This window comes from Pseudomonas sp. RT6P73 (assembly GCF_054897715.1).
The window spans coordinates 1255140-1268467 of the sequence record NZ_JBUBUV010000002.1 but is presented as its reverse complement, the minus strand read 5'-3'; the positions used below and the strand labels follow the sequence as shown (position 1 = coordinate 1268467).

13 protein-coding genes are annotated in these 13328 nt (G+C 59.3%); all 13 read right to left on the bottom strand.

The genetic code is table 11. The features are described 5' to 3' along the window. Nucleotides 1–7: 7 nt before the first annotated feature. The 13 genes from fliG to ACYZT6_RS06170 all read right to left on the bottom strand — a co-directional run bounded on the left by fliG (nucleotide 8) and on the right by ACYZT6_RS06170 (nucleotide 13250). Nucleotides 8–1027: a flagellar motor switch protein FliG gene (gene fliG / locus ACYZT6_RS06230; protein WP_007894195.1), complete on the bottom strand. Its 1020-nt coding sequence runs from the start codon at nucleotides 1025–1027 to the stop codon at nucleotides 8–10. Further along, a complete protein-coding gene (fliF, locus tag ACYZT6_RS06225; protein ID WP_462026160.1) occupies nucleotides 1020–2807 on the bottom strand; it encodes a flagellar basal-body MS-ring/collar protein FliF in 1788 nt (595 codons plus the stop codon). The genes fliG and fliF overlap by 8 nt, the downstream gene beginning before the upstream one ends. Before the next feature lie 14 nt (nucleotides 2808–2821). Then, complete coding sequence (fliE, locus tag ACYZT6_RS06220; RefSeq protein WP_010456962.1) at nucleotides 2822–3151, bottom strand: flagellar hook-basal body complex protein FliE; 330 nt, start codon at nucleotides 3149–3151, stop codon at nucleotides 2822–2824. A gap of 311 nt (nucleotides 3152–3462) precedes the next feature. Beyond that, complete coding sequence (locus ACYZT6_RS06215; protein WP_462026159.1) at nucleotides 3463–4842, bottom strand: sigma-54-dependent transcriptional regulator; 1380 nt, start codon at nucleotides 4840–4842, stop codon at nucleotides 3463–3465. Nucleotides 4843–4847: 5 nt separating this feature from the next. Continuing rightward, nucleotides 4848–6071: a sensor histidine kinase gene (locus ACYZT6_RS06210; protein WP_462026158.1), complete on the bottom strand. Its 1224-nt coding sequence runs from the start codon at nucleotides 6069–6071 to the stop codon at nucleotides 4848–4850. A gap of 110 nt (nucleotides 6072–6181) precedes the next feature. After that, on the bottom strand, nucleotides 6182–7657 hold the full coding sequence (locus ACYZT6_RS06205) for a sigma-54 dependent transcriptional regulator (RefSeq protein ID WP_131061623.1): 1476 nt from the start codon (nucleotides 7655–7657) through the stop codon (nucleotides 6182–6184). 173 nt (nucleotides 7658–7830) lie between these two features. Further along, complete coding sequence (locus ACYZT6_RS06200) at nucleotides 7831–8127, bottom strand: hypothetical protein (protein WP_008044601.1); 297 nt, start codon at nucleotides 8125–8127, stop codon at nucleotides 7831–7833. A 10-nt stretch (nucleotides 8128–8137) separates the two neighbouring features. Then, nucleotides 8138–8533 carry a flagellar export chaperone FliS gene (gene fliS / locus ACYZT6_RS06195; RefSeq protein WP_462026157.1) on the bottom strand — a complete coding sequence of 132 codons (396 nt, stop codon included), beginning with the start codon at nucleotides 8531–8533 and terminating at the stop codon, nucleotides 8138–8140. Nucleotides 8534–8661: 128 nt separating this feature from the next. After that, nucleotides 8662–10065 carry a flagellar filament capping protein FliD gene (gene fliD, locus ACYZT6_RS06190; RefSeq protein WP_462026156.1) on the bottom strand — a complete coding sequence of 468 codons (1404 nt, stop codon included), beginning with the start codon at nucleotides 10063–10065 and terminating at the stop codon, nucleotides 8662–8664. Between the two features lie 82 nt (nucleotides 10066–10147). After that, on the bottom strand, nucleotides 10148–10513 hold the full coding sequence (locus ACYZT6_RS06185) for a flagellar protein FlaG (RefSeq protein WP_462026155.1): 366 nt from the start codon (nucleotides 10511–10513) through the stop codon (nucleotides 10148–10150). Between the two features lie 74 nt (nucleotides 10514–10587). Next, nucleotides 10588–11439 carry a flagellin domain-containing protein gene (locus ACYZT6_RS06180; protein WP_462026154.1) on the bottom strand — a complete coding sequence of 284 codons (852 nt, stop codon included), beginning with the start codon at nucleotides 11437–11439 and terminating at the stop codon, nucleotides 10588–10590. A gap of 252 nt (nucleotides 11440–11691) precedes the next feature. After that, entirely contained in the window at nucleotides 11692–11961 is a 270-nt protein-coding gene (locus tag ACYZT6_RS06175; protein ID WP_462026153.1) for a hypothetical protein, read from the bottom strand. Further along, nucleotides 11958–13250 carry a motility associated factor glycosyltransferase family protein gene (locus ACYZT6_RS06170; protein WP_462026152.1) on the bottom strand — a complete coding sequence of 431 codons (1293 nt, stop codon included), beginning with the start codon at nucleotides 13248–13250 and terminating at the stop codon, nucleotides 11958–11960. Before ACYZT6_RS06170 ends, ACYZT6_RS06175 begins: the two co-directional genes overlap by 4 nt. Nucleotides 13251–13328: the final 78 nt, after the last annotated feature.

Here is a 13328-nt window from a genome sequence, read left to right as displayed (position 1 = left end):
AGTGACCTTAGATCATCTCTTCGCCGCCCTTCCCGCCGAGAACGATTTCTCCGGCTTCGGCCATACGGCGGGCAATGGTGAGGATTTCTTTCTGCGCGGTTTCCACGTCGCTGACACGCACCGGGCCTTTGGCCTCGAGGTCGTCGCGCAACAGTTCGGCCGCTCGTTTGGACATGTTCTTGAAGATCTTTTCCTTGACGCCTTCGTCCGAACCCTTGAGGGCCAGCACCAGCACGTCGGAGGACACTTCACGCAGCAACGCCTGAATCCCGCGGTCGTCGACATCGGACAGGTTGTTGAACACGAACATGAGGTCTTCGATCTGACCGGACAGGTCTTCGTCGACTTCGCGAATCGAATCCATCAGTTGGCCTTCGATCGAGCTGTCGAGGAAGTTCATGATGTCGGCCGCACGCTTGATGCCACCCAGGGTGGTGCGCGAGGCATTCGAGTTGCCGGAGAACTGCTTCTCGAGAATCTGGTTGAGTTCTTTCAGGGCCGCTGGCTGCACGGTGTTCAGCGAGGAGACCCGCAGAATGATGTCCAGACGCACCTTGTGGTCGAAGTTGCCGAGCACTTCACCGGCCTGATCCGGGTCGAGGTACGCCACCACGATCGCCTGGATCTGTGGGTGCTCGTAACGGATCACGTCGGCGACGGCGCGCGGTTCCATCCACTTCAGGCTGTCGAGGCCGCTGGTGTTGCCGCCCAGCAGGATGCGATCGATCAGGCCGTTGGCCTTGTCTTCGCCCAGTGCCTGGGTGAGCATTTTGCGCACGTAGTCATCGGAACCGACGCCCAGGCTGGTCTGGTCGCCGACGATGTCGACGAACTCGCTCATGACCTGCTCGACCTGCTCGCGGTGCACGTTGCCCATCTGGGCCATCGCCACACCCACACGCTGGACCTCTTTAGGCCCCATGTGGCGCAACACTTGGGCAGCATCGGTCGAACCCAGGGACAGCAGCAGAATCGCGGCTTTGTCGACCTTGGTCAGTTTGGCGGCAACGGCTCGGTTATCACTCATCTGCGTTAATCCACTCTTTCACGACCTGGGCCACGCGACCCGGATCTTCTGCCACCAGACTCTTGATTGCATTCAACTGTGCGTCATAGCCTTCGCTCGGGCTCGGCAGCAGGATGCTTTGCGGGCCACCGAGGCTGACGCGGTCGTTGGCCAGTTCGCCGTCCAGGCCGCCCATGCCACCGAGTTCCACGTCGCTGCCGATGCCGGCCAGCTGCTTGCCTTTGCCGCCACCGGTGATGTTGTTGAGCACCGGACGCAGCACACCGAACACCAGCACCAGGATGAACAAGACACCCAGCACTTGCTTGACGATGTCCCAGAACCACGGCTGGGAGTAGAACGGAATATCGGCAATCACTTCACCGCGCTCGGCGGAGAACGGCATGTTGATCACGCTGACGCTGTCACCACGGCTGGCGTCGAAACCGACGGCGTCCTGCACCAGGCGAGTGAAGCGCGCCAATTCATCGGCACTCCACGGCGCGCGAGTGGTTTCACCATTCGCGGCGTTGATCTTGACCTGGTCATCCACGACCACCGACACCGACAGGCGATTCAAACGACCCTGCTGTTGCTTGGTGTGGCTAATCGAGCGGTCGAGTTCGAAGTTCTTGGTGGATTGTTGACGCTTGTCCGCCGGGTATGGCGCCAGCATCGGCTGACCAGTGGCCGGGTCCATGATTTGTTGACCGTTGGCATCGATCAACGGCTGGCCTGGCTGCACCATGCCGGCCGCTGCGGTGCTGCCACCGGTGGTTTGCGGCGCGGAGGCTGGCGATGGCGGCTGGTTGCTCAAGGCACCCGGCACACCTTGCGGGCCATTGCTGGCGGTACGTTGTTCGTTGACCGACTGCTCGCTGCGCAACGCCGGCTGATCCGGGTTGAACTGCTCGGAGGTCGACTCGACGGCACTGAAGTCCACGTCGGCCGAGACTTCGGCTTTATAGCGGTCGTTGCCCAGCACCGGTTGCAGGATGTTGTGTACGCGCTGGGTCAGCATGGTTTCCATGCGACGGCTGTAATCGAACTGCTTGCCGGCCATGGTCAGTTCGGAATTTTCCGCCTGATCCGACAGCAGGTTGCCCTTCTGGTCGACCACGGTGATCTGGGATTTGCTGAGCTCGGGAACGCTGGTCGCGACCAGGTTGATGATCGCCACCACCTGACCCGGCTCCAGCGAACGGCCGGAATACAGTTCAACCAGAACCGAAGCGCTTGGCTTGCGTTCGTCACGCACGAACACCGAACTCTTCGGAATCGCCAGGTGCACGCGGGCACCCTTGACGTTGTTCAGGCTGGAAATGGTGCGAGCCAGTTCACCTTCGAGGCCGCGACGATAACGGGTCGCTTCCATGAACTGGCTGGTCCCCAGGCCCTGGTCCTTGTCGAGGATCTCAAAACCGATGTTGCCATCGCTGGGAGTGACACCAGCGCCCGCGAGCTTGAGCCGCGCACGGGACAGGTCTTCGGCCTTGACCAGCAAGGCACCGGAGTTGGGTTCGACGTTGTAGGGAATGTCAGCGGCGGCCAGGGTTTCCATGACCTGCTTGGCGTCCATACCGGCAAGACTGCCGTACAGAGGCCGGTAATCCGGTTGCTGCGACCACAGCACTACGGCAAAACCAATCGCCACGCTCGCAGCCAGGCCGACCAACAGGCCCACCTGACGCAACATGGTCATCTCGGAGAGGTTTTCCAGGAAGGACAACCCGAACAGCGGCGGTTTGCCGTCTATTGGAGTGGCCTTGGCCGGAACGTTATCGGCGATTGCTTCTGCCATGACTCAATTCGTCCTTAAACCGGCATCTGCATGATGTCTTGGTATGCCTGAACCAGCTTGTTGCGCACTTGGGTCAACGCCTGAAAAGACACGCTGGCCTTCTGCGAGGAAATCATTACATCCGTCAGGTCGACGCCACTTTTGCCGATCTCGAAGGCACTGGCCAACTGACTGGACGCCTGCTGGGTGTCGTTCACTTTATTGACGGCCTGACCGAGCATGTCGGAAAAGCTGCTGCCACCCAGTTCAGGGACTGCGGCAGTCGATTTAGGCGCAGACATGGCATCCATTTGCATGGAACGCATGTCGAGCATCAACCGATTAAATTCAATACCTTGGCTCATCGTCTACTCTCGTTGGCGACCCGCAATTTTTTGACACTCACTCGGCGGGTAGTGAGGTGTTAGCAACAAGGGTGCCAGCTCCGTGGCCACTCTGAACAAAAGCCCATCCTTGGCCCTCATTCCAAACTTTCAAGCCGTAACACGACCTGTAGCAGCTGCCGAGCAGCGCGAGGCTGCGTTCGGCTGCGCAGCAGTCGTAAAGTTTGAACACTCAGTCTTTCTGAAACACCGCGCTGACTGATTTCACGACTGCTGCGTCCGAACGCGGCCCGAGCCGAACGCAGGCTTCGCCAGCTGCTACAAAAATCGAATCAAGTGGCGAACAAATAAGCTTCCACATCCATTCCGGCGTCGCGCATCTGCGCCAGTTTGTAGCGCAGGGTGCGCGGGCTGATGCCCAATCGCTCGGCGGCTTCCTTGCGGCGGCCGCGTTCGGTGCGCAAGGTGTCGATGATCATCTGGAATTCACGGCGGCGCAGGTCATCGCCCAACGCCCCGGCCGATTCAGCCTCGACCTCCACCGCACGCGCCGGCGCCAATGTCGGCAACGGTGCACAGGCCACCGGCCCGGACAGGCAGAAATCCTGAGGCTGGATCAAACCACCCTGCTGCAAAATCAAGGCGCGCTGGATCGCGTTGTCCAGCTCACGCACGTTGCCCGGCCATGGATAACCGACCAGGCACGCCTGCGCCTCGGGCGACAGTTTCGCCGCGGCATGCTTCATTTTATTGACGTGTTTGGCCAACAGACGCTCGGCCAGCGGCAGGATGTCGGCGGTGCGCTCGCGCAACGGACGCCAGGCCAGCGGAAACACCGACAACCGATAGAAAAGGTCTTCACGAAACCGCCCCGCCGCCACTTCACCGGACAGATCACGGTTGGTGGTCGCCACGACCCGAATGTCCAGGGTGATCGGCTTGCGTGCGCCGACCCGTTCGACTTCGCGCTCCTGCAACACACGCAGCAACTTGGCCTGGAGCCCAAGAGGCATTTCAGAAATTTCGTCGAGCAGGATGGTTCCGCCATCGGCCTGCTCGAACTTGCCTGCCTGCGCCGCGATGGCGCCGGTGAACGAACCTTTTTCGTGACCGAACAAAGTGGCTTCGAGCATGTTGTCGGGGATCGCCGCGCAGTTGATCGCAATGAACGGCTGACTGGCGCGATGGGAGTGCTGATGGATGTAGCGCGCCAGGACCTCCTTACCGGTCCCGGACTCGCCGGAGATCAACACCGTCGAATCGCTGCGTGCGACCCGTGCAGCCAGTTCCAGCAATTGCACGCTGGCCGGCTCGAAGGCGATCGGCCCTTCGCTCTCGGTCGCCCCGAGCGCGCCCAAGGCGTGCCGCGCCACCAGGTCGAGCAAGGCTTTGGGCTCGAACGGCTTGACCAGATAATCCGCCGCACCCTGGCGCATCGCATCGACGGCCCGCTCGACGGCGCCGTGAGCGGTCATCAGCAACACCGGCAATTGCGGCTGGCGCGCTCGCAGCAAAGCGAGCAGTTGATGGCCGTCCATGCCCGGCATGTTGACGTCGCTGATCACCAGGCTGAACGCCTCATTGCCGACTGTCGCCAGCGCTTCTTCCGCCGAACCGACTGCGGTGTAATCGTGCCCCGCGAGCAGCAGCGTATCGGCCAGTGCTTCGCGTAGCGCGCGGTCGTCCTCGACCAGCAGAACCTTGATTGCCATGTCCTTCACTCCGCTCCCTGAGCGTTGGGCTGTTCACCGGAAAAAAGCGGCAGGATGACCTGCGCACAGGTGCCGCGACCCGGCCGCGAGCGCAACTGCAATTCTCCCTGATGAGCACGGGCCACGGCCTTGACCACGGTCAGGCCCAGGCCGGTCCCGGTAGTTTTAGTGGTGAAAAACGGCTCGCCCAGGCGCGCCAGCACTTTGCCGTCGATACCGCTGCCGCTGTCACTGACACACACGCGCAGAGTGTTTTCACGGGCATAGAAATGCACCTTCAATCGGGCATCGCCAGCACTGGCCTGAATCGCGTTCTCGATCAGATTGAGAATCGCGCCGACCAGGGTGTCGCGGTTGCACAGCAACTCACCGGCATGACTGTCGCACTGCCAGCGAATCGGCAGGTCCTGAACATGGGTCAGCGCCGCCGATTGCAGCGACTGCATCAGCTGCTTGGGCGTGACACGGTCAGTCAACGGCAACTCGCCGCGAGCGAACACCAACATGTCGCGGACCTGATGCTCCAGCTCATGCAAACGCTCTTTCAGGCGCCCGGCGAAACGCTGTTGCGTGGCGACCGGCAATTCCTGCTCAGTCAAATGACTGGCGTAGAGCAAGGCGGCGGACAGTGGCGTACGAATTTGATGGGCCAACGAAGCGACCATGCGACCGAGGGACGACAGGCGTTCGTGACGGGCCAGTTGATCTTGCAGATGGCGGGTCTCAGTCAGGTCGTTGAGCAACACCAACTGCCCAGGCTCGGCATCCAGCGAGCGAGTGGCGATCGACAGACGCCGACCGTCCTTGAGGGAGATTTCGTGACCGTCGTCTTCGCGGGGTGCAAAGCAGCGCGCAATGACATGGCGCCAGAGTTCGCCTTCGAGGGGCAGACCGAGCAACTCGCAGGCCGCCGGGTTGGCCTCGCGCACGATACCTTGGGCATCGATGACGATGACGCCGCCGGGCAACAGATCGAGGAGGTTTTGCAGACGGTTGGCCAGGCGTTCTTTTTCCGCCAGCTCTTGCATGCGCTGAGCACTGACCACCGCCAGCTCGCCCTTTAGCTCGGTGACCCGGGCTTCAAGCATGCTATAGGAATCGGTCAACTGGCTCGACATCTGGTTGAACAGCGAGAACGCCTGCTCAAGGCCAAGCCGGCTTGCCTGCTCTACGGACGACGGTTGCCCCGAAACATCTGGGACAGGAGACATCTGGGCGGCTTGGGGCATCGTGCTCTCTCGCTTGGCTGACCGTCAGTTAAACGGAACGTTGCGAGGGCTGTAGCAATACCCGTGCCTAAAAAAAACCGCCTACAAATGAACGACTTGAAAAACAGGCGTCAATCATCCGCCTGTTCATCACCGTCGCGACGGCTCATGCCGTACTTGCGCATCTTTTCCACCAGCGTGGTACGACGGATACGCAGGCGTTCTGCAGCGCGGGCCACGATGCCGTTGGCATCATCCAGCGCCTGCTGAATCAGCCCCTGCTCCAGACCACCGAGGTAATCTTTCAAGTCGAGGCCTTCCGGCGGCAGCAGGGCGTTGGCGGTGAAGTCCGGGGTATGACCGTTGATGGCCACTCGTTCTTCAAGGTCGCTGCGCAGGCTGTCGACCAGTTGCTCGTCTTCATCATCGACGTAACGGAATTTCTTCGGCAATTCGACCACGCCGATCACCCCGTACGGGTGCATGATCGCCATGCGCTCCACCAGGTTGGCGAGTTCGCGAACGTTGCCCGGCCAGCCGTGACGGCACAGCGACATGATCGCCGCCGAGTTGAAGCGGATCGAACCGCGCTTCTCGTGCTCCATGCGCGAGATCAACTCGTTCATCAGCAACGGGATGTCTTCGACACGTTCGCGCAGCGGCGCCATCTCGATCGGGAACACGTTCAGGCGGTAGTACAAGTCTTCGCGGAAGGTGCCGATCTCGATCATGCTTTCGAGATTCTTGTGCGTCGCCGCAATGATGCGCACATCGACGCTTTGGGTCTTGTTGCTGCCCACGCGCTCGAAGGTGCGCTCCTGCAATACGCGCAGCAACTTGACCTGCATCGGCAGCGGCATGTCGCCGATTTCGTCAAGGAACAGGGTGCCGCCGTTGGCCAGTTCGAAACGCCCGGCGCGACTGGTGATGGCGCCGGTGAAGGCGCCCTTCTCGTGGCCGAACAATTCGCTTTCCAGCAACTCGGCCGGGATCGCCCCGCAGTTGACGGGAACGAACGGCGCGTCACGGCGCTTGGAGTGGTAATGCAGGTTGCGCGCGACCACTTCCTTGCCGGTGCCGGACTCGCCCAGGATCAGCACACTGGCGTCGGTGTCGGCCACTTGCTGCATCATCTGACGGACGTGCTGGATCGCCCGGCTGGTGCCGACAAGGCTGCGGAAAAGGTTGGGTTCGCGATGACGACCGCGCTCGCGGGCCTGGTCATACATCTCGCGATAGACCTGGGCACGGTGCAGCGAGTCGAGCAATTTGCTGTAGCTGGGCGGCATTTCGAGGGTCGAAAGCACTCGGCGACGCTGGTCTTCAGGCAAGTCAACGGAAGAATTATCACCCATTAACAAAACCGGAAGGAACTCATCCCAGGTGGCGAGTGTCTTTAACAAGCCCGGAAGTGCGCCAGGCGCATTGACCGTCCCGATGAGGACACAGATCACTTCACGACTTGATGACAATGAGCCGACCGCCTGCTGCCAGTCATGGCTGCCGCAGGGTAAATTTTCTTCACCGAGAAAATTTAGAATCACCGCCAAGTCGCGGCGGCGGACGCTATCGTCATCAATCAGCAGAATTTTGGTTTCACGCCACATGCAATAGCAACTTCCCTAGTCAACTCAATGCCCAAAATGAGGGGGCAAGCTAGACGCTTGCAGACACGTTATGCCTGTAGACGCCTGAAATCTGGAACCAGCCACTAGTTAAGTCAAAAAACCGTGCACAGTCAAATTTATGGCGCACTATGTTTGGATTAACTGAGGGTTAATTAACCAAACAGATGGTAAACCTTTGCCGCGTTCTGTGCTTGATGGATCTGCGACATCTCGTCGACTATCGCCTGCCTCTCCCCCGTCGCCGCCTCCAGAAGCTGCTTGTACACCCCCAGCAACTCCTCAAGATTGTCGCGCAACGCGGCTTCGTCCACCGAAGCTTCACTCAAGACGTCTTCCATGCAGGAACGGCACGCCAGGTCCAACTCACCGATGGCCTCCCAGTTTCGCTCGGCCAATGCACCGACCAGGGCGTCGCGGGTGTGTTCGATTCGCTGCAATACAAGACTCATGGTGATCTCCTTAAAACTGCGGACCCGGTGCGGCAATTCCATCCCAACCGTCTTTGACAGTACGAAGCAAATCAGCGACTTCGTCGAGAATCTTCGGATCGGTCTTGATGTTGGCTTCGGCCAGACGCTTCATCATGTAGGCGTACAGATTGTCCAGCTCACCGACCGTTTCGACGGAATTCTCGAGGTCCAGGCCTTCACGCAAACCACCGATGATGCCGATGGCCTTGCCGATCAGAACACCCTTGTTCGGGATGTCCTTGCGCTCCATCGCGCCTTTGGCCTGGGCGATACGATCAAGACCGCCTTCCATCAGCATCTGCACCAGACGATGCGGGCTGGCTTCAGAAGTTTGCGCTTGAGCGCCAATCTTCTGGTATTGGCGAAGGGCTAACATTGGATTCATGTTGTACCTCATCAAAATTCTGTAGTTCGTCTAACCAGTGTATCGACGACGCGTCAAAAAACTTTAGATTCAAATGCAAAAAGCCCGGAGCGCTTGAAAACGCTGCCGGGCTTTTGGCGTTGTGCGTGTTACGAGTTCTTCTGCTGCGCAGTCATCGCCTCAAACATCGAGGTAATGTTGTTGGCGGTCGCTTTCAACTTACCAACGAGTGTATCCATGTCGTTGTACTTTTTAGTCAGTACAGCGGTCAGGTTCTCGATCCGGCGGTCCAGCGCCCCCTGATCTTCGGCCAGTTTGGTTTTGGCCTTATTCAGGCTGGTGGTGCGGGTATCCAGAATACCACCGGTATCGGTGTACGGCTTGATCACATTGTTCATGCGCTCGAGCAGACCGTTGGTACCGGTAAACAGGGTCTGAACCTCGCCACCGAGCTTCTTGTCATTCATGGCCGCGGTGAACTTGGCAGTGTCGAAGTTCAGTGCGCCGGTTTTCTGGTCAGTGTTGATCCCCAATTGCGAGAGCACGGTCAGCTTGTCGCCGGCACCGGCCGTGGTCAAGGGGCCACGCAGGGCAGACAGAATCGCACGCGGCATCGCATCACCGGTCAGCGCGGCAGGGACGGTCGGCTTGCCATCGTCGTCCAGGGACGGTTTGGTCAAGGACGTCACTGCGGTGGCCACGGCGTTGTAGGCATCGACAAACTTCTGGATCGAAGCCTTCAGGCCATCGTTGTTGCCGGCGACGGTTACGGTGGTGGTGTCCACGGACAGCAAGGTCATGGACAACCCGGAAACGTTACTCACGGTGTTGGAAGGACTGCTCATGGCCAAGCCATCAACGCTGTAGAGCGCATCCACAGGAAGTTCACCGATGGCGCCCGAAGACGTTGCAGTCGGCGTGGCCGCCATTTTCACCGTGCCGTCCATGTCCAGACCGGCAATACCGCTGACCTTGAGCTCGGACCCGGCACCCGTGGTGCTGGAACCCAGCACCAGACGCGAACCGAAACTGTCGGTCACGATGTTGGCGCTGAGACCACTGCCCTGGTACGAAGTGTTGATGGAGTCACGAACCTGTTGCAGGGTGGCACCCGCCGCAACGTTAACGGTGTAGGACTTGGCGCCCTGATTGATCGTCAGGGTGCCTGACGGGACCGGGCTGGTTGGACCACCGGCGAAGGCAGCACTGGCCACTTTCGAGCTGGTGGCCAATTTAGTGACGGCGACGGTGTAAGTGCCGGCGACCGCGGAGTTGTTTGCGGTGGCGGTTACCACTTTGGCGTTGGCAGTGGTCGCAGCAAAACCCGTGAACTGAGGGGATGTCGCGTTACCCAGATCCTTGAGCGCCGTCTGGAATGTAGCCAGCAGCGACTTCAATGTACCGACCCCGGAAATACTCGCCGAGTTGGTGGCGGTCCCACGGTCGATCTGACCTTGCTTGGCCGCTTTGTCAGCGTTCACCAAAGCTTTGACGATAGCACCGGTATCAAGGCCTGAACCTAAACCTGTGCCCGGTAAAATTGGACTTGCCATGTGTAACTCCCTTCAGTGTGTCGCCGGCCTTTTGACCACTACAACGCCCAAAAGAACATAGCAACAAAATTCGTGCCAGTTATCAGGCTTTAGCGCTGAACAACAGGCTGCTTGCATCATTCAAACTATTGGCCAGTTTCAGGACTTCTTCGTTGGGGATCTGACGGACCACCTCACCGGATTCACTGGCAATCACTTTTACAACAACCTGGCCTGAAGGCTCATCAATCGAGAACTCCAGATTGCGCTTGACCGACTGAACGAACTTTTCAATTTCTTGAACAGCCATTTTCAATTTGTCCTGCTCGGTTTGTGCGCTCTTGCGCACCTCCTTGACGTCGACCACTTTCGCGGGCTCCGCTCGAGGCTTTTCCGCAGGCGTCTCAGCAACCGGGGTTGCGTGCTTCGCCGTCGGATAAGACAAGTTCAGCTTCACGCTCATATCCATGTCCATCACCTCTAAAAGTAAAAAAGCGAGAGGGCACGACCAGCGCACACCCCTCGCCAAAACTCAATCAGCTATTACTGAAGCAGTTTCAGTACAGCGGATGGCAGTTGGTTGGCCTGAGCCAGAACTGCGGTGGAAGCTTGTTGCAGAGTTTGTTGCTTGGTCAGCTGGGCAGTTTCAGCAGCGAAGTCGGTATCTTGTACGCGACCACGAGCAGCTTCAGCGTTCTCGTTGATGTTTTGCAGGTTGGAGATGGTGCTGGTCAGACGGTTTTGTGCAGCACCGAGGTCAGCACGACTGGCGTTGATTGTTGCCAGAGCCGCGTCGATACGGGTCACAGCAGCGGTGAACGAAGCCTGAGCGGTAGCCGAGCTGTTACCAGTGATCTGCAGGGCAGCCGAGTTAACGGACAAGGTAGTAGCGTCGAAGCCGCTGGCCAGAGTCAGAGTGATCTGGTTGGAGGTACCGCTGTTGGAACCAACCTGGAAGGTCATGGTGCCAGCGGTGCCGTCGATCAGGTTTTTGCCGTTCAGGTTGGTCGACTGAGCGATACGAGTCACTTCGTCCGACAGAGCCATGAACTCTTTGTTCAGAGCGACGCGGTCTGCAGTGCCGTTCGAGTCGTTTCGTGCCTGAACTGCCAGTTCACGCATACGCTGCAGAATGTTGGTCGATTCCTGCATCGCGCCTTCAGCGGTCTGAGCGATCGAGATACCGTCGTTGGCGTTTTTGATCGCCATGTTCTGACCGCGGATTTGCGCAGTCATACGGGTAGCGATTTGCAGGCCGGCGGCGTCGTCTTTAGCGCTGTTGATTTTCAGGCCGGAAGACAGACGAGACATCGAAGTCGACAGAGCGTCGGAAGCACGGTTGAGGTTCTTCTGAACGTTCAACGATGTGACGTTGGTGTTTACTGTTAAAGCCATGACGAATTCCTCGTTGGTTGGGTACTGCGGCTTCCGGCCCTGGCAACCGCCGGGTATGGCCTAGAGAACCTTCGTAATAGTTATCGTCGCCAACGCAACTTGCTTTAGGGGATTTTCAAAAATATTTGCCATCACGTTGCCACCCCCCGGAAATCAAGGGGTTGGCGGCATCCGGCAGCGAAAAAATGACGTCAGTGAAATGTCGGCGGCAGGTTGGCGAGGATTCGCCGGCACCGACTGAAGATAAATTGCTTAAACGGACAGACACTCGGTGAGCATCTCGACCAGCTCATATTCCAGGTAATCAGCCAGTGCGAGCCAGTTCTGCGCCTCCTGACACGTGAACATTTCGCCGAGCAAAAATGCCCACTGCTGCCGAGCCTCCAGCGATCTCGAATCGAACGTCGGGTGTACGGCTGCGACCAACTCGGCCATCGCCAGCCCGGCTTCCACATCACGTCCCAGACGGAACAAGGCTGCACATTGCTGCGCTTCGACGACGAAGGTTTCAAGCACGATCATGACGCAAACTCCGGATGAAAAACCGTGCCGGCGATCATCGCCCCTGCGCGACTGCTGTTATAGAAGCGCACCTGCGGATGGCCCGCGATAAAACGCTCCAGCTCACACAGGTAGCTGCGGAAGTTGAGCTGAGTCTTGATGCGCTGACCGTGACCGTCCAGCACCCAGTGCCTGGCAGCGCCCAGTTGCGGCCCCAGATCACCATCGCTCCAGCCGGCGTGGGTCTTGTCGCCCGGAAACGCGAAGTCGGCGCCGAACAGCGTGATCTGCGCCGCGCCCATCTTCACCGCTAGGTCCGCCGCCGGATGAATCACGCTGCCGCCGACATACAGCTCGCCCCTGGGCAATTGCCGACGCAGCAGCTGGTAGATCGGGCTCGCGGAGTAACCGACATGGCGCGGTCCCTGCCACGCTTCAATCACCACCGGATCCAGCATGGGCATGTACACCAGCGTGATATCGGCCGTGCCTTCAGACGGCAAGTGCCGGTCGCAAATGCGTTGGTCGATGCTGACGACAATGTCGGGACGAATGCCGTGCTTGAGCAACGGACGATAGGCCGTGTCGACACAGATGAACAACGGTCGCTCCGCTTCATTGCGAATCGCGCGCAGGGCCGCGAAGTGCTGTTCCAGGCTTGGCCCGGTGGCGATGACAAACACCTCCTGCCCCGGCTGCGAACCGAACAACTCGGCCACGTCGCGATCGGCCTGCACCCACTTGAGGCTGGCCTGCAAGCGCTCGATAACCTCAGGCGCTTGCGGGTCGAACTCACGATTATTGAACGTCAGGTGGGTTTCGCTGATCAGGCGATCCCGGATCTTCGCGTTGAAATCGTCGGCCAGCACCAGCTCGGAGGGCACGGCAAAAAACGGCAGCTGGATTTCTCCCAGATCGCCGGCATACAGCAGCTCGACCCGCGGATCGCTGAGCCACGCGTGCTGATCGAGCAGTTGCAGCACCAGGGCAAACACGGCGCCGTTGAGGATGTGCACGTACAACCGCTCAACACCGGCACGTTGCAACAACTCCATCTGCAGATCGCCGAGCCCGGTGCCGTAGACATGCACCACCGGGCTGTCGGCCGGCAAGCTGTCGGCCTGAAGCACGGCCTCACGGCTGCGATCATGGCGACTGGTCAGCTGAATGCCGTTGATGCTCAACGTCGACCCCAGGCCTTCCACCAGGTCAGCCTGCAACAGGCTCGCGTCTTCAATCAGCAAACGCACAGCCAACGCCGGCCAGCGTTGCTGGATGACGTCGACGTTGTGCTCAAAGAACTCGCTCATGGAGCCTCGCTTTTTGTTCGGGCAAAAAAATAGCGCTCAAGATTACACCTTGAGCGCTTTTTTTGTGTCTGGCTTTCT

Coding starts and splice junctions, on each gene's coding strand:
- fliG (WP_007894195.1), bottom strand. CDS start 1,027: ATGAGTGATAACCGAGCCGTTGCCGCCAAACTGACCAAGGTCGACAAA.
- fliF (WP_462026160.1), bottom strand. CDS start 2,807: ATGGCAGAAGCAATCGCCGATAACGTTCCGGCCAAGGCCACTCCAATA.
- fliE (WP_010456962.1), bottom strand. CDS start 3,151: ATGAGCCAAGGTATTGAATTTAATCGGTTGATGCTCGACATGCGTTCC.
- ACYZT6_RS06215 (WP_462026159.1), bottom strand. CDS start 4,842: ATGGCAATCAAGGTTCTGCTGGTCGAGGACGACCGCGCGCTACGCGAA.
- ACYZT6_RS06210 (WP_462026158.1), bottom strand. CDS start 6,071: ATGCCCCAAGCCGCCCAGATGTCTCCTGTCCCAGATGTTTCGGGGCAA.
- ACYZT6_RS06205 (WP_131061623.1), bottom strand. CDS start 7,657: ATGTGGCGTGAAACCAAAATTCTGCTGATTGATGACGATAGCGTCCGC.
- ACYZT6_RS06200 (WP_008044601.1), bottom strand. CDS start 8,127: ATGAGTCTTGTATTGCAGCGAATCGAACACACCCGCGACGCCCTGGTC.
- fliS (WP_462026157.1), bottom strand. CDS start 8,533: ATGAATCCAATGTTAGCCCTTCGCCAATACCAGAAGATTGGCGCTCAA.
- fliD (WP_462026156.1), bottom strand. CDS start 10,065: ATGGCAAGTCCAATTTTACCGGGCACAGGTTTAGGTTCAGGCCTTGAT.
- ACYZT6_RS06185 (WP_462026155.1), bottom strand. CDS start 10,513: ATGGATATGAGCGTGAAGCTGAACTTGTCTTATCCGACGGCGAAGCAC.
- ACYZT6_RS06180 (WP_462026154.1), bottom strand. CDS start 11,439: ATGGCTTTAACAGTAAACACCAACGTCACATCGTTGAACGTTCAGAAG.
- ACYZT6_RS06175 (WP_462026153.1), bottom strand. CDS start 11,961: ATGATCGTGCTTGAAACCTTCGTCGTCGAAGCGCAGCAATGTGCAGCC.
- ACYZT6_RS06170 (WP_462026152.1), bottom strand. CDS start 13,250: ATGAGCGAGTTCTTTGAGCACAACGTCGACGTCATCCAGCAACGCTGG.